The sequence below is a fragment of the Mucilaginibacter aquariorum genome, assembly GCF_024498135.1.
GTDB classification, from domain to species: Bacteria; Bacteroidota; Bacteroidia; order Sphingobacteriales; family Sphingobacteriaceae; genus Mucilaginibacter; species Mucilaginibacter aquariorum.
Window position 1 is genome coordinate 39,152 of record NZ_JANHOH010000004.1, and the last position, 17,324, is coordinate 56,475.

Annotated in this window: 16 protein-coding genes; 7 read left to right on the forward strand and 9 right to left on the reverse strand. The window is 42.5% G+C overall.

Translation table 11 applies throughout. The features are described from left to right. Nucleotides 1-34: 34 nt before the first annotated feature. Both NPE20_RS16720 and NPE20_RS16725 read left to right on the forward strand, forming a co-directional pair. Nucleotides 35-685: a hypothetical protein gene (locus tag NPE20_RS16720; RefSeq protein ID WP_256539828.1), complete on the forward strand. Its 651-nt coding sequence runs from the start codon at nucleotides 35-37 to the stop codon at nucleotides 683-685. A 329-nt stretch (nucleotides 686-1,014) separates the two neighbouring features. Continuing rightward, nucleotides 1,015-3,279, forward strand: coding sequence for a Tex family protein (locus NPE20_RS16725; RefSeq protein ID WP_256539829.1), 2,265 nt, complete (start codon nucleotides 1,015-1,017; stop codon nucleotides 3,277-3,279). 83 nt (nucleotides 3,280-3,362) lie between these two features. On the opposite strand, the gene NPE20_RS16730 is transcribed toward NPE20_RS16725, so the two are convergent. The 7 genes from NPE20_RS16730 to NPE20_RS16760 all read right to left on the reverse strand — a co-directional run bounded on the left by NPE20_RS16730 (nucleotide 3,363) and on the right by NPE20_RS16760 (nucleotide 10,294). After that, a complete protein-coding gene (locus tag NPE20_RS16730) occupies nucleotides 3,363-4,148 on the reverse strand; it encodes a TerC family protein (protein ID WP_256539830.1) in 786 nt (261 codons plus the stop codon). An 86-nt stretch (nucleotides 4,149-4,234) separates the two neighbouring features. Continuing rightward, the gene (locus tag NPE20_RS16735; protein ID WP_256539831.1) at nucleotides 4,235-5,596 is read right to left on the reverse strand and encodes a hypothetical protein; all 1,362 of its coding nucleotides are present in this window, start codon (nucleotides 5,594-5,596) and stop codon (nucleotides 4,235-4,237) included. Then, nucleotides 5,577-6,146: a hypothetical protein gene (locus NPE20_RS16740; RefSeq protein WP_256539832.1), complete on the reverse strand. Its 570-nt coding sequence runs from the start codon at nucleotides 6,144-6,146 to the stop codon at nucleotides 5,577-5,579. The genes NPE20_RS16735 and NPE20_RS16740 overlap by 20 nt, the downstream gene beginning before the upstream one ends. Then, complete coding sequence (locus NPE20_RS16745; protein WP_256539833.1) at nucleotides 6,143-6,703, reverse strand: RNA polymerase sigma factor; 561 nt, start codon at nucleotides 6,701-6,703, stop codon at nucleotides 6,143-6,145. Before NPE20_RS16745 ends, NPE20_RS16740 begins: the two co-directional genes overlap by 4 nt. Before the next feature lie 136 nt (nucleotides 6,704-6,839). Further along, a complete protein-coding gene (locus tag NPE20_RS16750; protein ID WP_256539834.1) occupies nucleotides 6,840-7,394 on the reverse strand; it encodes an AAA family ATPase in 555 nt (184 codons plus the stop codon). Continuing rightward, nucleotides 7,394-8,020, reverse strand: coding sequence for a nicotinamide riboside transporter PnuC (gene pnuC, locus NPE20_RS16755; RefSeq protein ID WP_256539835.1), 627 nt, complete (start codon nucleotides 8,018-8,020; stop codon nucleotides 7,394-7,396). The genes NPE20_RS16750 and pnuC overlap by 1 nt, the downstream gene beginning before the upstream one ends. Nucleotides 8,021-8,239: 219 nt before the next feature. Beyond that, nucleotides 8,240-10,294 (reverse strand): M13 family metallopeptidase, encoded by a 2,055-nt coding sequence (locus tag NPE20_RS16760; RefSeq protein ID WP_256539836.1) that lies wholly within the window; start codon nucleotides 10,292-10,294, stop codon nucleotides 8,240-8,242. 612 nt (nucleotides 10,295-10,906) lie between these two features. On the opposite strand from NPE20_RS16760, the gene NPE20_RS16765 reads away from it, so the two are divergent. Both NPE20_RS16765 and NPE20_RS16770 read left to right on the forward strand, forming a co-directional pair. Beyond that, nucleotides 10,907-12,046: an acyl-CoA dehydrogenase gene (locus NPE20_RS16765; RefSeq protein ID WP_256539837.1), complete on the forward strand. Its 1,140-nt coding sequence runs from the start codon at nucleotides 10,907-10,909 to the stop codon at nucleotides 12,044-12,046. 57 nt (nucleotides 12,047-12,103) lie between these two features. Then, nucleotides 12,104-13,336 carry a TlpA disulfide reductase family protein gene (locus NPE20_RS16770; protein ID WP_256539838.1) on the forward strand — a complete coding sequence of 411 codons (1,233 nt, stop codon included), beginning with the start codon at nucleotides 12,104-12,106 and terminating at the stop codon, nucleotides 13,334-13,336. Between the two features lie 339 nt (nucleotides 13,337-13,675). Here the strand turns inward: NPE20_RS16770 and NPE20_RS16775 are convergent, their stop codons facing one another. Both NPE20_RS16775 and mqnB read right to left on the reverse strand, forming a co-directional pair. Continuing rightward, entirely contained in the window at nucleotides 13,676-14,533 is an 858-nt protein-coding gene (locus NPE20_RS16775) for a menaquinone biosynthesis family protein (RefSeq protein ID WP_256539839.1), read from the reverse strand. Then, on the reverse strand, nucleotides 14,530-15,198 hold the full coding sequence (mqnB, locus tag NPE20_RS16780) for a futalosine hydrolase (protein WP_256539840.1): 669 nt from the start codon (nucleotides 15,196-15,198) through the stop codon (nucleotides 14,530-14,532). The genes NPE20_RS16775 and mqnB overlap by 4 nt, the downstream gene beginning before the upstream one ends. A 77-nt stretch (nucleotides 15,199-15,275) precedes the next feature. Between mqnB and NPE20_RS16785 the strand changes: the two genes are divergently transcribed. From NPE20_RS16785 to fabD, 3 genes are all read left to right on the forward strand, one after another. Further along, entirely contained in the window at nucleotides 15,276-15,692 is a 417-nt protein-coding gene (locus NPE20_RS16785; RefSeq protein ID WP_256540030.1) for a 6-pyruvoyl trahydropterin synthase family protein, read from the forward strand. Nucleotides 15,693-15,701: 9 nt separating this feature from the next. Then, on the forward strand, nucleotides 15,702-16,340 hold the full coding sequence (folE, locus tag NPE20_RS16790) for a GTP cyclohydrolase I FolE (protein WP_256539841.1): 639 nt from the start codon (nucleotides 15,702-15,704) through the stop codon (nucleotides 16,338-16,340). A 72-nt stretch (nucleotides 16,341-16,412) separates the two neighbouring features. Continuing rightward, a complete protein-coding gene (fabD, locus tag NPE20_RS16795) occupies nucleotides 16,413-17,297 on the forward strand; it encodes an ACP S-malonyltransferase (RefSeq protein WP_256539842.1) in 885 nt (294 codons plus the stop codon). The last annotated feature ends 27 nt before the right edge of the window (nucleotides 17,298-17,324 follow it).

Sequence of the window (17,324 nt, forward strand, 5' to 3'; positions counted from 1 at the left end):
ATGTAGTTATATAAGCAATTGAACCAATTCATTAATGAACTTTGTATACTTTCTTTTAGAAATTACTTTAATTGTTCTTCCGTTTACTGTTTTACATTTGTTGGGTAAATTAGATACTATTGAGCTTAAAAAATGGGGGAAATACACTTTTCTATTTTTCCTGTTTCATAATTTATTATTCTTTTTAGGATTTTCCATTAAAGGTGACTATTTCGATTACATAATATTTGCTTTGGAATACTCTTTTATACTTTCCGGTTTAGTAATAGCCAAAAGATTGATAATAAATGCATGGACGGCTATATTAAATGTATTTGGAATTATAATATGGGGGTTAGGCTTTGTTATAGCTTTACCTGGTTTATTTTTATTTATAGTAATTTCTAATGATTATGAAAGTCAAAGCAAGATCAATTATGCAGGCAATGGCGGGAGTTACGAAACCAGGAAGTTTTCATACGGGTTTGTTACTTTAGGCGAAACCAAATATACTTTTGACACATATAAAAAATACGGCTGGTTGCCGATTGAAAGATTAGTAGACAGGTCTGTTCTTTATGAGTTAGGAAGTGGCTTTGATCCGGGTGATGGCAATTTAACTTTTAATGTGATTGAAAAAGGTGGAAAAGAATTTCTTGTGTTGAGATCATCAACGGGAAAAGAATTGTTAAAGCCGATTAATTAACATGGCCTACCAAACGGCGCCCAATTGCAACAAGCGTTACTTTTACTTGCGCTCGTCTGTGACGAGTGCTAAAAATTGTTCGGCGATTGCATCGCCATTATAGCGTCGCAGACGCTTACCCAGGTTAAGCACTCGTCACAGACGAGCGCAAGGTGTAGATAAAACCAACCCTGTCATTTCTCTTCGCTCCCCGCACCACCATCTCCGCTCATTCGAAAATGACATGCGGGATAAAGTTGAAAAATATCCGTTTGATTTCTCCTTAAAGAGTGCCAACTTCGCATTCCCGCATCGGTGCAATCAATCCCGGATCGGTGGAATCATTACAAATGGAATACAATATTAAAATAGCCCAGGAGCTTTCTGTAGGTAGCAAACAGGTAAGCGCTACAATTGCCTTACTTGACGAAGGTGCAACCGTTCCCTTTATTTCCCGTTACCGTAAAGAAGTTACGGGCAGCCTTGATGAGGTACAGGTAGCCGCCATCCGCGACCGTGTGCAGCAACTACGCGACCTGGATAAACGTCGCGAAGCCATCCTGAAATCGCTAACCGATATGGGTAAACTAACGCCCGAACTGGAGCAGCAAATAAACACCGCTGAAACAATGGTTTTGCTGGAAGATATTTACCTGCCCTATCGCCCAAAACGTAAAACCCGTGCTACTGCTGCCCGCGAAAAAGGTTTGCAGCCCTTGGCCGATAGCTTGCTGGGCCAAAAAAATATTGACCCCGAGCTGGAAGCCGCGAAATATATCGACGATGAAAAAGGCGTGGCGAATGCCGAAGAGGCTTTGGCCGGTGCCCGCGACATTATTGCCGAACACATAAGCGAGCACGCTGAAACAAGGGCGAAAATGCGTCAATTATTTACGGAAAAAGGCGTTTTTGAGTCGAAAGTGGCGCCTGGAAAAGAGCAGGATGGGATTAAATACAAAGATTATTTCGATTGGACCGAGCCGGTTAAGTCGGCACCGTCTCACCGCATCCTGGCCATGCGCCGCGGCGAAAAAGAAGAGATCCTTTACCTTGATATAAAGCCGACGGAAGAGGATGCGATAGCCCTGTTGGAACGCGAATTTATCACCTCCCGGAACGCGGCAGCTACGCAGGTTGGTTTAGCTATAAGCGATGGTTATAAACGCCTGCTAAAGCCATCAATGGAAACCGAAATACGCTTACTTACCAAAAAGAAAGCCGACGAAGAAGCCATTCGCGTGTTTGCCGAGAATGCCCGCCAGCTTTTATTGGGTGCTCCGATTGGCCAAAAACGCATTATGGCCATTGACCCGGGTTTTCGTACGGGTTGTAAACTGGTTTGTTTGGATGAGCAGGGTCAGTTATTAGAGAATACGGCCATTTACCCACATACCGGTGCGGGCCAGGCTAAAGAGGCAGAGAAAACTGTTCAGCATTTGTTTGAGCGATATAAAATTGAAGCCATTGCTATTGGCAACGGCACCGCAGGCCGCGAAACAGAACTATTTGTACGTAACCTGAACCTGCCGGGCGCTACCATTGTTATGGTTAACGAAAGCGGCGCATCTATCTACTCCGCATCTGACGTTGCCCGTGAGGAATTCCCGGATAAAGATATTACTGTTAGAGGGGCGGTGTCAATCGGTCGCCGGTTAATGGACCCGTTGGCCGAACTTGTAAAGATCGACCCCAAATCCATTGGTGTAGGCCAGTACCAGCACGATGTTGACCAGAATAAATTACAAATATCTTTAGATGATACCGTTATGAGCTGCGTTAACGCGGTTGGTGTAGAGTTGAATACAGCATCAAAACAGATCCTGGCCTATGTATCTGGCCTTGGTCCGCAGCTGGCGCAAAACATAGTAGAATACCGTAATCAGAACGGTGCCTTTAAACGCCGTGACCAGTTGAAAAAAGTGACCCGCCTGGGCGATAAGGCATACGAGCAAGCTGCAGGTTTCTTACGTATCCGCGGAGCGGAAAACCCGTTGGATACCAGCGCCGTTCACCCTGAGCGTTATGCTTTGGTGGAGCAAATGGCTAAAGACCTTAAATGCAGTGTGCAGGATTTGATCCACGATAATAACCTGCGTAAATCTATCCCGCTGCAAAAGTATATTTCGGATACTGTTGGTTTGCCTACCCTGAATGATATCATTGCCGAGCTGGCCAAACCGGGCCGCGACCCGCGCGAGCAGTTTGAAGCATTCAGCTTTACTGAGGGTGTTAATGCCATTGGCGATCTTAAAGTTGGGATGAAGCTACCTGGTATTGTAACCAACATTACCAACTTTGGCGCCTTTGTAGATATTGGCGTACACCAGGATGGTTTGGTACACTTAAGCCAGATCACAAACCGCTTTATTAAAGACCCAAACGAGGTGCTTAAAGTGCACCAGAAGGTTGATGTTACTGTTACCGAGGTTGATGTAACCCGCAAGCGGATAGCATTAAGTATGAAAGAGAACGAAAAGCGTGAGCCTGCCACATTCAAACCACGTGAACAAAAGCCGGTGCAAAAAACTTTCGCACCTAAACCAGCTAAAGCCGAGCCTGAGCCGGAAATGGATATGATGAGTAAGCTGGCAGCATTAAAAAATAAGTTTAAGTAAGGAGTGGTTGGTGAAGAAACCAACCACGGGTAATAAAAAAGGGTTGCAGTATAATATTGCAACCCTTTTTTTATTAATTATAATTATTTCTTAGTTGGTACAACCTTTATACGTTTTTCACCTTTCGCGGCCTTTTTGGTGCGCATTTTAAGGTTTAGCATTTCTACCAGTATAGAGAAGGCCATTGCAAAGTAGATATATCCTTTTGGTATATGCTGCTCAAACGCTTCGGCTAACAGGGAAACACCTATTAATAGCAGAAACGACAAGGCCAGCATTTTTACCGTTGGGTGCTTGTTTACAAAGTTGGCCACACCGCTTGATGCCCACATCATAATACCTACGGCAACTACAACGGCTGTTATCATTATTTCTACGTGTTTAGCCATACCTACTGCGGTAATAACCGAATCCAGCGAGAATACAATATCCAGCAACATGATCTGGAAGATGGTACCCCAAAAAGAATGCGGTTTAACCGTTTCGGCATTTTCATCTTCACCCTCAATTTTATGGTGAATTTCGGCGGTACTCTTATAGATCAGGAATAAACCTCCTATTATCAGTATCAGATCGCGGCCAGATATAGCAAGTTTCTCTACCCATTCCGGATCAGTGATGTTTAATAAGCCAGACAAGCTGAATAGCGGCGCAGTCAGTTTCATTACCCAGGTAATGGTAAGCAGCAGTAATACACGGGTTATCATGGCCATAGCCAAGCCCAGCTTGCGGCCTTTTTCCTGTTGGGTTTTTGGTAATTTATCTGATAGTATAGATATGAAGATCACATTATCGATACCTAAAACTATCTCTAAAACCGTTAGTGTGATAAGCGATACCCACGCTTCCGGGTCGGTAAATATTTCCATGCAGATGTAAAACTTGTTGGCCTAAAAATAGCAAAACCCCTGCCGTTATGACAAGGGTTTTGCATTTTATGATGGATTTTGTTGTTTTAGTAAAACTTTACATCGGTATAGCTTGCATTGATTGCAATTTTGCCATCGCTGTTATTTTTACCTATATAACCTTTGTATGTTTTTGTTGACGACCAGCCACGTTCTTCATCTGATGGTGTTTTAGCGGTTACCTTCATATTATCGTCGTTATAATTAAAGCCGCCAAACTTGGTGATCACATCAAAGTTAAAACTATCCGCATTTTTAAAATCGAGCTTTATTTTGGTGAACGATGCATTTATAACTAAGTTCCTTACTGATTTTTCAATAGTGCCTATGCTAAAACCATCGCCATACTTGATATTTATATCTGCCGAGTTCTTTAATCTATCTACACTAAAACCTGCGAATGAAATAGTTGCAGCAACATTATTTACGGTGCCTGCTTTTACTTTGCCATAACCCAGATCCAACTTGCCACCGTTAAAGGTTACAATATTGGCATCGCCAAACCTTACTCTCACATCGTTATCTTTACTCAATAGTTGCTGTGCATTTAAGGTACCGTATGATACTCTTATTATAGTTTTGCCAGATAGGTCTGGCAAGGTAACGGAGCCAAACTTGTTGGTCAGATCTAATGTGTTACCGGCGGGCATGTATACCGTGTAGTTGATCTCCATATGGTTATCGCCATGCCTGTTGTTATTGTTGCGGGCTATATTGGTTTTAAAAGAAACTACGTTACCAACCTTACTGTCGCTAATGCTTGATCCATTGATCATATCGTTAACGTACTCTTCATCTTCCGAGCCAAATTTCATTTGCACATCAACCTTAAACTCATTTTTGGTCCAGGTGTTAACTACCACCTTACCAAAGCTGTTGTTTATTTGCAGTATATCATTTGCATCTGCACTATAGCTTTTGCTGTAGTTTTTAATTTTTTCGGTTATCTGGCCTTTGGCAACCTTCTCTTTATATTCTTCATCATTAATGTTGTTGCTATTGCTGTAGCTTATGCCATTAAAGTTTTTGAAAGCGCCCGAAAATTCAGGGGCCATTTCGCTAAAGCTGCCTGCAAAGTTTTTACCGAAGTCCTTAAAGCTTTCGTTGAAGTTTTTGCCAAAATCTTTAAAGCTTTCGTTAAAGTTTTTGTCGAAATCTTTGAAAGCAAAGTTCATTTGCTTATTTACATTAAAGTTCTTATTGTTCATCTGCTTTTGCAGCTGGCGCATTTTTACTTTAAGGTTGGCCATGTTTTGCTTAAAGGCCTTGTTTTGTTTAAAAACATAAACCTTTGGTGCTGCAGGTGGCTCTGGCGGGGCCATTATTGAGTCTTGTGCAGACACCGTGGTTGTGATAACCAACACTGCAATAGCAGCAAGCAGGCCGTGTTTAAATATCTTTGTTCTCATTTTGATGATCCTTTTTACTTTGATTAAATTGTTCAATTACACTCAGTTGCTGATTAAGCACCTCGGTTTGTATTTGCAAGTTCCGGATCATTGCACGTAAAACACGTTCCTGGTTGGGGCTGGTAGCTAAATCTATATTTAGTTTTTTGTAGTTCGCATCCATTTTTATAAGCTCCGCATTAAACTCTTTGTATAACTGTGGGTCAAATTTGGCAACAAGCTTTAACCTGGTGCGCTGGCCTTCAATTACCGATGCATAATGCACCTGTTGTTTGGCATAAGTTGGGTTAATATCGGCCAGATCTACACCTGCCGTTTTTTGGCTTTTTAGGTACAAACCGAACCCTAAGCCCATAACTACGATCACCGATGCGGCTACTTTTAGTACAAAAGCCAGTGAAAAAGTTTTTGCTTCGCGCTTTTTTAGCGGCTGCACTTCCTCCCATGCGTCCAATTCTTTGGCAATATTGTTCCAGATATCGGCACGTGGTTCCAGGTCGTCAAATTCTTCCCTGTTGTTGCTAATAAAATCTTCTAACCGCTTGCTCATTTTCTTATTCCTTTCCTTGTTAATATCTCGCTCAATTTTCTTTTAGCTCTCAAAAACTGTGTTCTTGATGTATTTTCTGTAATATGTAATACTTGTCCTATTTCTTCGTGGTCGTATCCCTCTAAAAGGTAAAGTGATAATACCACCCGGTAGCCTTCGGGCAATTCCTTTATGGCTTCCTTTACCTGTGCCACCTGGTATTGTATATCTTCGTCGTCCCAGGGTTCCTCATCAGGCACATTATCCAACTGGCCATCTTCTATTTCAACAAACTCTAACTTTCTTTTTCGCAAAAGGTTTATAGAGCGATGCACCACAATTTGCTTTAGCCATAAACCAAAGGTAGTTTCCTGCCTAAAATCCTTCAGTTTGTTAAAAGCATCAGTAAACGATTCCTGCAAAACATCTTCTGCCTCGCCAATATTGCCCACTATCCTAAAGGCGATGTTCAACATCGCTTTCGAATACAATCGATACAACTCATAGCAAGCTTTTTTACTGCCTTGCTTGCACTCAACCACCAGGTTGTAATGCTTGTCTACGTATACGGCTTCCAAATTATTGACAGGTTTCAGATTAAATGACGCAGGCGATTTAACAACGTTGCATGATGTGTGAAAAAAGTTTTAATAAATATTGTTTTGAACCCTGATTCACAGGGTTTAATGGCCATGGATCAGGTAGTCCAGAGCATTATAGTTCCCCAATAAACGCGTCTATCGCTTCAACTGCGCTGGTATATCTATCCTCGCCCGTGCCGGATATAAGTACATAGTGTGCGTTTAAGGCCTGTAACTCTTTATGCCACACATCCATGAAATGTTCGCGCATATGGGGGAAATCGCGCAGGGGGTCGTCCTGCCAGGGCAAGTCTATATCCAATAATAAGTACAGATCGTATGGGTGTTTTGGTAATTCGTCTACAACTTCCTGCGGCGATTTCCCAAAAATTTGATCGCTCCAAATTTTAACGGTGATGAATGTGGTATCGCAAATAAGCAGCTTGTTTGCCTTGGGTAACAGTTCTGCCTCTAACGCCAGCTGACCATAGAACATATTGATCTCATCCTGCCAGGTAGGTGGTTCGGTTAGCTTTTCGCAATACCCACGGGCATACTCGGGTACCCAAATAGTATGGTAATGCGCTGCCAGGTATGCTGACATAGTAGATTTTCCGGTAGATTCCGGGCCAACGACAGCTATTTTTATTATGTCGGATCTCGAATTTTCGATTTCGGATATCTCCATTAGTTTCTTGTCTCTTGATTCTTATTTCTTGCCTCTAATTTCCAGTCTTTTCGCCAGTCGACGTACCCCATTAAGGCTATGCCCACATAAATAGCATACATTACAGCCGTTAAATGAAGGTCTTTAAAAATGTAGATGCCTACATATATGATATCCACAAAAATCCATATCAGCCAGTTCTCTAACACCTTTCGCGCCAGAAACACTTGCGCTACAAGGCTGCAGGCCGTGCAAAAACTATCAAGGTATGGGTAGGATGCAGTGGTATATTTTAAAAGGGAACCCAATATAAAAGTGAATACAACTATGGCAATAGCCGATAAAATGATCTCCTTTTTAATAATGCGTGCTACAGGTACTTTTTTCTCGGTAACGGGTTTTTTGCTCCAGTAATGCCAGCCATAAATATTCATAGCCAAAAAGTAAAACTGTAAGCCCATATCGGCAAATAAACGTGCCTCAAAAAAAATGAAGATGTAAATAACTACGCTGATGATTGCAAAGGGCCAGTTCCAGATGTTATTTTTAGCAGCCAGGTACACACACAATAAACCGGTGATAACACCAATTACCTCCAGCAAATTTTGATGCTGCCACCAATCCTGCAGTGTGTGGATGAATTGCATGGGGTAAATATAATACGATTAATAATAAACAATGTCATTGCGAGGTACGAAGCAATCTCTTTAAGCAAATCCTTCATGCAAGGTGTACAACTGTCCTAAAGAGATTGCTTCGTACCTCGCAATGACGCGTTGGAAAAGCAAAAGCCCCATTCCAAATGAAAAGGGCTTAAGATGAATTTTTTAGAACCCTCTCCTTTGGAGAGGGCAGGGAGAGGCTTTTTACCAGATCTTCACCCTTTTCTCAGGATCTAACCACATCTTATCCCCCTTTTTAATGCCGAATGCTTCATAAAATTCGGGCACATCAGTAAAAGGGCCGTTCACACGTAAAAAGCTGGGCGAATGTTCGTTGGTTAATATCTGGCTGGATAATGATTCCTTTCTATCCTGGCCTAACCAACCTAATGCATAACCCATAAAGTAACGTTGTACAGGGGTTAAGCCGTTAATGGTTTTACCCTCTTTGTATTGATCTGTTTTTTTGAATGCATCAAGGCCAATAACAATACCACCCAAATCGGCAATGTTTTCGCCAAGGGTAGCCTTGCCATTAATAGGCAGGCCGTAAACTTTATAGCCGCTAAACTGATCGGCCAGCATTTTTGCCCGCTGGGCAAATTTAGTCGAATCCTCTGCTGTCCACCATGCCTTCAGGTTACCTTTTTCATCGTACTGGCGGCCCTGGTCATCAAAGCCGTGCGTAATTTCGTGCCCTATTGTTGATGCCGCGCCATAACCGTAAACTACCGCGTCATCAATATTCTCATCTAATGCCCAGGGTACCATAAATATAGCGGCAGGTAAAACTATCTCGTTATTCGACGGATTGTAGTAGGCATTATAGGTTTGCGGTGTCATGCCCCATTCGGTACGGTCAACCGGTTTGCCCAGTTTGTTTGCATTAAACTTATGCCAGTAATTATTGCCGCGGATTACATTTTGTACGTATGATGAGCGGTCGATATCCAGCGAGGAAAAATCTTTCCATTTATCGGGGAAGCCAACTTTTGGGAATACTTTAGCCAATTTACCGTGCGCCTTTCTCTTGGTTTCGGCGCTCATCCAGTCCAGTTTATCAATATGTTCTGCAAAAGAGGTGCGTACAGCCTCTACCAGGTCAACGTAACGTTTCTTAGTTTTCTCGGGGAAGTATTCTTTTACGAAGATCTGCCCAAGCACTTCGCCCATTAGGCCACCTTCGGTATCCAGGACACGTTTCCAGCGGGGAAGTTGTTCTTTCCTGCCGGATAAAACGGTTCCGTAAAAGCGGAAGCTTTCATCACTGAAGGCATTGCTCAGGTAAGGGCTAAAATCGTTCACAATATTTTTGCGGATATAGTTTTTCCAGTCGTCGATACTGTAAAGGGCCAGTGCCTTGTTAAACGCGCGATAATATTCGGGCTGGCCAACAACTACGCTATCAACCTTTTTATAATCCATTTGGTCGAAGGTTGTTTTCCAGTCTACACCGGGGGCAAGTTTGCTTAAGCCGGCCAACGGCATTTTGTTGTAGTTATGATATGGGTCGCGCAGGTCTTCCAGTTTCCGCGAGCTATCTGCCAGGAATTTTTCTAATGCATAGGTTTGTTTGGTTGCGGCCAAAGCAGCATCGGGTGTTAAACCCATCAGCTTAAACAGGGTTGGCAAGTGTTTTTGCTGATAATCGTTGCGGATGGCCACGCTGTGCTCATCGGTATTAAAATAATAATCGCGGTTAGGCAGGCCAATGCCCGATTGAGATAACTGCATGATGATCTTTTCGCTGTTGCGATCGTCCTGCCCGGCATATGCGCCAATTGGGGTTTGTACACCAATGGTTTCCAAATGAGCAAACTCTTCGATCAGGCTTTTTACATCAGTTATCTTGTCAACTTTGGCCAGCTCATTTTTTAGAGGGGACAAGCCCTGTTTTTCTATATTAACGGTATCTAAACCACTGAAGTAAAAATCGCCAATTTTTTGTGTGTTGCTGCCTTTAGGGGCATCTGCTTTAAGCGCGTCTTCGTTTATCTTTTTTAGTTTATTGCGCAGGTCTTCCTGCACCACGTTACCAATACCCCATGACGAGTAAGCCCCCGGTATAGGGTTCTTTTTAAGCCAGGCACCATTAGCGTACATAAAAAAATCATCTCCGGGCTTAACGCTTTTGTCGATGTTTTTTATCAGCACATCGTTCTCCGCATATATTTTGTTTTTGTCTTTGCAGGCGCTCAGTAGCAAGGCACCTACCGCACATGCTGCAATTGCATGTACTGTGTTCTTTTTTATCTTCATTTTATGGTTTGTCTGAAATAAGATACAGGGTGTGTATGGAAAAACAGAATGTTATAATTTTCAGTACATCCTGTTTTTAGTAATATTCTTTAAAAATCAACTTAAAGCAGCACTAAAGCAAAAAATTATTCAAATATTTCTGCAAAAAGGATGTTACGTATTTCTACCTGGTTTTTAGGTGAAATAATTGAGGCGTAAATGTAAACGTATTTTTTAAAGCATTAATAATCAATAGTTAATAAGAAAGTCTATTTTTTATATCTACTAACAGGGTTTAATGCTTACCCCTATTGGGAATAAATATTTAAAGGGCTCTGGGGGAAAACTAGTGCATTTTTAAATTGTGGCTTATCTTTTGCTAAATGTTCAACGGTCCTGCATACATCTTTGAAAAATATTACATCTACCTATGGAAAATTTTCAAATTGTTAAAGACTAAAAGTGAATTCTCAGTTGCCCAAGTTGAGATGAATATGTTCTTTTATTTTGGGTTTAATCAATAGTTTAAATTAATTAGGGGAAAAGGGAGCTTCAAAAGAGCTCTCTTTTTTTGTGTTTATATTTTTACTATGCGTGCATAGTATTAAATGAAATTTGTTATACATTTACGCTATGCATTTTGAACTAACCGAAGAACACCAAATGATACGCCAGGCGGCACGTGATTTTGCACAAAACGAGCTAAAACCCGGCGTGATAGAACGCGACGAACACCAAAAATTTCCGGCAGAGCAAATAAAAAAACTGGGCGAGCTTGGCTTTTTAGGCATGATGGTATCGCCGCAATATGGGGGCAGCGGTATGGATGCCATATCCTATTCTATAGTGATGGAAGAGCTGTCAAAAGTTGATGCGTCTGCTTCGGTAGTAGTATCGGTGAACAACTCGCTGGTTTGTTACGGCTTGGAGAAATACGGCAACGAAGAGCAAAAACAAAAATTCCTGATACCCTTAGCCCAGGGCGAAAAGATAGGTGCTTTTTGTCTGAGCGAACCCGAAGCCGGTTCCGATGCCACATCGCAGCGCACAACTGCAGTTGATATGGGCGACTATTACCTGCTTAATGGTACAAAAAACTGGATAACCAATGGCAGCACTGCCTCTACCTATATAGTAATGGCCCAAACCGATGCTTCTAAAAAGCATAAAGGCATTAACGCCCTTATTGTTGAGAAAGGCATGGAAGGCTTTACTGTTGGCGCTAAAGAAAATAAATTGGGTATTCGCGGATCTGATACGCATTCGCTGATGTTTACCGATGTTAAGGTGCCTAAAGAAAACCGTATTGGCGAAGATGGCTTCGGGTTTAAGTTTGCCATGGCTACATTAGAAGGCGGGCGTATAGGTATTGCATCACAGGCATTAGGTATTGCCGCCGGCGCTTTCGAGCTATCGGTACAATATGCTAAAGAGCGTAAAGCTTTTGGTAAAACCATTGCCGACCTGCAGGCTATCCAATTTAAACTGGCCGATATGGCTACCGAGATAGAAGCAGCACGTTTGCTTTGTTATCGCGCAGCCTGGTTAAAAGATAATGGATTGCCTTATGCGCAGGCTGCATCAATGGCTAAATTGTTTGCATCTGAAACAGCAATGCGCACTACTGTTGAGGCTGTACAGATACACGGCGGCTACGGTTATGTAAAAGAATACCACGTAGAACGATTAATGCGCGATGCCAAGATCACCCAGATATATGAGGGGACATCTGAAATTCAGCGCATTGTCATATCGCGCGAGGTGTTGAAATAGTTTGACAGGTTTTATTACTTTTGATAAAGTATATAAGATTAGTAGACTATTTTACGCATGATAAAAAAGATATTATTTAGCGCGGCACTTTTAACCGGGCTAACACATATAAGTTCGGCACAAACAACATTAAAAACAGGTATCTGGCGCGGTGCTTTAATAACCGCATCAGCCAATGAGATACCGTTTAATTTTGAGGTAACTAATGCCGGCGGTAAACAGGAACTGGCCATTATAAACAGTACCGAGCATTTTAAGGTAACGGATGTTACTGCCAAAGGCGATTCGGTATTTATAAAAATGCCATTGTTTGATTCGGAGTTCCGTTTAAAGCTGAATGGTAATAATTTAAAAGGACATTATATAAGGCATTTAGGCGACCGTGATGTACCAATGGACTTTACCGCGACAGCCGGTACACCATGGCGCTTTTTTAAAACACCTGCAAAAACAGCTTATAATGTAAGCGGCCGCTGGTCGGCTATTATCGGTGAAGGCGATGGCAGGGATACCACAGTTGGCGAATTTAAACAGGTTGGCCAAAAAGTTACCGGTACATTTCTTACCACTACCGGCGATTACCGTTTTTTAGAGGGAACAGTATCCGGCGATAGCCTGTATCTATCTTGTTTTGATGGCGGCCACGCTTTTCTTTTCACGGCTAAAATTACCGATGCTAATACCTTAACCGATGGCAAATTCTTTTCGGGCTTAACCGGTAAAGATGTTTGGAGCGCCGTAAGGGACGAGAATGCCAAACTGCCCGATGCCTATTCATTAACCGCATTAAAACCGGGCTATAAAAAGCTTGCCTTTAGTTTTAAAGATCTAACAGGCAAAACCGTATCGCTTGATGATGCCCGCTTTAAAAACAAAGTTGTTATTGTGCAGATATTAGGTTCGTGGTGCCCAAACTGTATGGACGAAACCGCCTACATGGTTAATTACTATAAAAAATATCAGCCTAGAGGCGTAGAGGTGATTGGCCTGGCATATGAACGCACTACCGATTTCGCTAAATCGCAACGCGCGCTGGCGCAGCTAAAAAACAGGTTCGACATTAAATACCCTATCCTGATAACCGGTTACACCAGCAATAAGGTAGAAACCGCCAAAAGCTTGCCTATGTTAACCAAAGTTGTGGGATTCCCAACCACTATTATTATTGATAAAGCAGGTGATGTGCGCAAGATCCACACAGGCTTCAGCGGCCCGGGTACAGGCGAACATTATACCGAATTTATAAGTGAGTTTGAAAAGTTAACAGACGATTTGCTGGCGGAGAAATAATAATCATAACACTTGCTGCTGAGTTATCAAATCCCGTGGCCTTTGAAGATGTGATGACATCTTTGCGGGGCAGTGCAATGTGACCAACTATATTATTTGCATGTTCGCCTATGCTGGGTTTGGATTTAATGGTGGCGTTATTTCGTCAGTAGCCTATTTTTAAAATTGTTCATTATCAGGCATTTATGCGTTTGCGATGGTGTTCACGGCCGTGAACGTGAACACTTCTCATGCCATTTACTAACAATTGTCATGGAGAGCTATAGCAAAGCATCTACTCGTTGCTATGCACAGTTTACTAATAGATCCTTCACTGTCGTTCAGGATGACAATTCGTTTTTAAGAATACGCATTCAAAAACAAATCCTCGCTTATCTGCGGGATAATGCCTTTTCCAAGCGCCGTATCAAACAATAGCTTAACCGCCTTTTTACCTTCCACACCCAAATCAACAGAGAATTTATTTACGTATAGTTCGATGTGTTTATACATCACCTCTTCACTCATTTCCTGGGCATGTGAGCGAATATATTCCAAGCCCGATTTGGGGTTGGCAAAGGCAAACTCTACCGAGCGTTTAATAACACGATTTATTTTATGCTGAACATCCAACGGTAAATTGCGGTTAGCCACAATGCCGCCCAACGGGATGGCGCAACCTGTACGCTTCTCCCAATAATCGCCCAGGTCAATTATTTTGTGTAGGCCCTTGTCCTGGTAAGTAAAACGGTTTTCGTGGATGATCAAACCAACATCAACCCGGCCATCAAGAACAGCGTTCTCAATATCCGAGAAAACTAATTCCTGCTTACTAATAGCATCCGGGAAAGCCAGGCTTAGTAAGAAGTTAGCGGTAGTGTATTTGCCCGGTATACCAATTTTAAGATTCGGGTCGCCGGTTTCAAGTTTTGTTTTCAGCTCTGCCGCATTCCCTTTGCATATCAGCAATGGGCCAACACCAAAACCCAAAGCACTACCCGCATCAAGCAAAATGTATTTATCTACCGCGTAGGCAAAGGCGTGGTAACTTAGTTTGGTAATATCCAGTTCGCCCCGAAAAGCCTTTTGATTTAAGGTTTCTACATCGTCATAAAACACTTCAAAATCCAGGCCTTCGGTGTCAATTTTATGATGGATCAGTGCGTCGAAGATAAAAGTATCGTTAGGGCAAGGCGAAAAGCCGATAGTTAGTTTCATGGTAGTTTTTGTAACTCTACTATTAAAGCAGCAGCAAATGTATTTAGATTTTTAACGGCAAGCCCTATCTGCCAGTTGTCCCGGTTACGTTTTTCCACGTAATTTGACACTGCCCTGATCTGAATACAAGGCACCCCAGCTTCGCGGCAAGCATAGAAAAATGCAGCCCCTTCCATACTCTCTACTTGCGCGTTTAAACGTACCTGCACTTTTTTGATAGATGCCTCATTGCCATGAACTGTATTTACCGTTATAGCCGTGGCTTGTTTAAGGTTAGCTGTTTTATAAACATTGCTGAGGCTTTCGGTTGCTTTAAATGTGCTTTCGCCGAAGCCCATTTGCGTAATAGGTAAAAATGCCTCATCATCTTCAGCGCCTAACTCCGCAAGGGTATCTTCCGTAATTTCTACCATATCGCCAAGGGCAATGCTGCGGTCAAAGCTGCCCGCGATGCCAAGGTTTATAACCAGGTCATATTGGTTTTTTGCCAGTTCGCGGCCCAGTGCATAGGCTGTTGCTACCATGCCTACACCGGTTATTAATAGAGAATGGTGCGGGGAGAGACGGGAGAAGTGCGTTTTCTCCTGACTCTTCGCTCCTTTATCTCCGCTCCTAAACAGGCTTTCTACCTCAAATTCCGTTGCTGCTACGAATAATATTCGCATAAATGCTATTTTTTGACAGCTAAGATAAAACAACTCGCCTGTTTTTGTTTTGTATATTTGCACCATTAATTGCTATGATGATACACATTACGCGCAAAGAACATTTTAACGCAGCACACCGCATGTACCGCGAAGAATGGAGCGCAGAGAAAAACCAGGAAGTATTTGGCAAATGTGCCAACCCTAACTGGCACGGCCATAATTACAATTTATTTGTAACAGTAAAAGGCGAGGTTACCCACGCCACAGGCTACCTTATTGACCTTAAAGAGCTTAAGGTGATCATAAACGAGTATGTAATTGAAAAACTCGATCATAAGAACATCAATATGGATGTTGATTTTATGTCGGGTATTATGGCATCTACCGAGTTGCTTTGCATTGGCATATTCAACCAGCTTAAGGCCCCGATTGAAGCTTATCCGGGTGTGTTTTTGCACTCGGTAAAATTGTACGAAACAGAAAATAACTCTGCCGAATACTTTGGCGGATAAACCTAACCCATGATCAACGACCACAACATTCCTGACAGGGACGAGGGCATTAATGGCTACCTGAAAATTGACCGTTACAATCCCGAACTGATACAAAGCCTATCTGCCAATTACCTTGAAGTTTTAAAACATATAGGTGAGAACACCGAACGCGAAGGTTTGCTGAAAACCCCCGAGCGCATTGCCAAAGCAATGCTTTATCTTACCCATGGCTATGATCTGGATGCGAAAGAGATCCTTAACTCGGCGATGTTTAAGGAAGAGTACAGCCAGATGGTGATTGTGAAAGATATAGAAGTTTACTCGATGTGTGAGCATCACATGCTGCCATTTTTTGGCAAAGCACATATTGCCTACATCCCTAACGGATATGTTGTAGGGCTGAGCAAAATTCCGCGTATAGTAGATGCGTTTGCCCGCCGCTTGCAGGTACAGGAGCGTTTAACCAACGAAATACGCGATTGTATCCAGGAAACCCTTAACCCGATAGGAGTTGGCGTGGTAATTGAGTGTCGGCACCTGTGCATGAGCATGCGTGGTGTACAAAAGCAAAATTCGGTAACTACCACATCGGCATTTACCGGCGAGTTTTTAAAAGGCCAAACCAGAACAGAATTTTTAAATTTAATTTCTTCGAATTTAAGTTAGTGCGAGGAGCGAAGTGAAAGGTGCGAAACGCTCCGACAACCTCGCTCCGTCACCTAAAAATATTACAACTAAATGAAAGCATACATTTTTCCAGGGCAGGGTGCCCAATTCCCGGGTATGGGTAAAGACCTTTACGAGCAAAATGAACTGGCACGTGAGTTATTTGAACAGGCCAATGAAATATTAGGTTTCCGTATTACAGATATCATGTTTGATGGTACCGAAGAAGATCTTAAACAAACCAATGTAACCCAGCCTGCTATTTTCCTGCACTCGGTAATATTAGCTAAAGTTTTAGGGGATGATTTTGCACCAGATATGGTTGCCGGCCACTCACTGGGCGAGTTTTCATCACTGGTAGCAACAGGTGCTTTATCATTTGAAGACGGATTGCGTTTAGTTGCCGCCCGTGCAAATGCCATGCAAAAAGCCTGCGAGATACAACCGGGAGCAATGGCCGCTATTTTAGGGCTTGATGATTTCACGGTAGAAGATATTTGCCAGCGGTTAACAGATGTTGTTGTACCGGCAAACTATAATTGTCCCGGTCAATTGGTAATATCAGGTACTGTTGCCGGTGTTGATGCGGCCTGCATAAAAATGACCGAAGCTGGTGCCAAACGCGCTTTAAAGCTGAATGTTGGTGGCGCTTTTCACTCGCCGTTAATGGAAGCTGCCCGTGTTGAACTGGAAGCAGCCATTGTAAATACAGAGTTTAAAGAACCAATTTGCCCGGTATATCAAAACATTGACGCCAAACCTTATACTGATATTGAGCACATAAAACATAACCTTATAGCTCAGCTAACAGGCCCGGTACGCTGGACACAAACTGTTGAGCAAATGCTTAGGGACGGTGCCTCATCGTTTACCGAAGTTGGCCCCGGAAAGGTATTGCAAGGCCTTGTAAAAAAGGTTAATCGCGATATCCCTACGGCAAGCGCTGTAATAGAATAATTATAGGCCATCATAATAATGATGGCT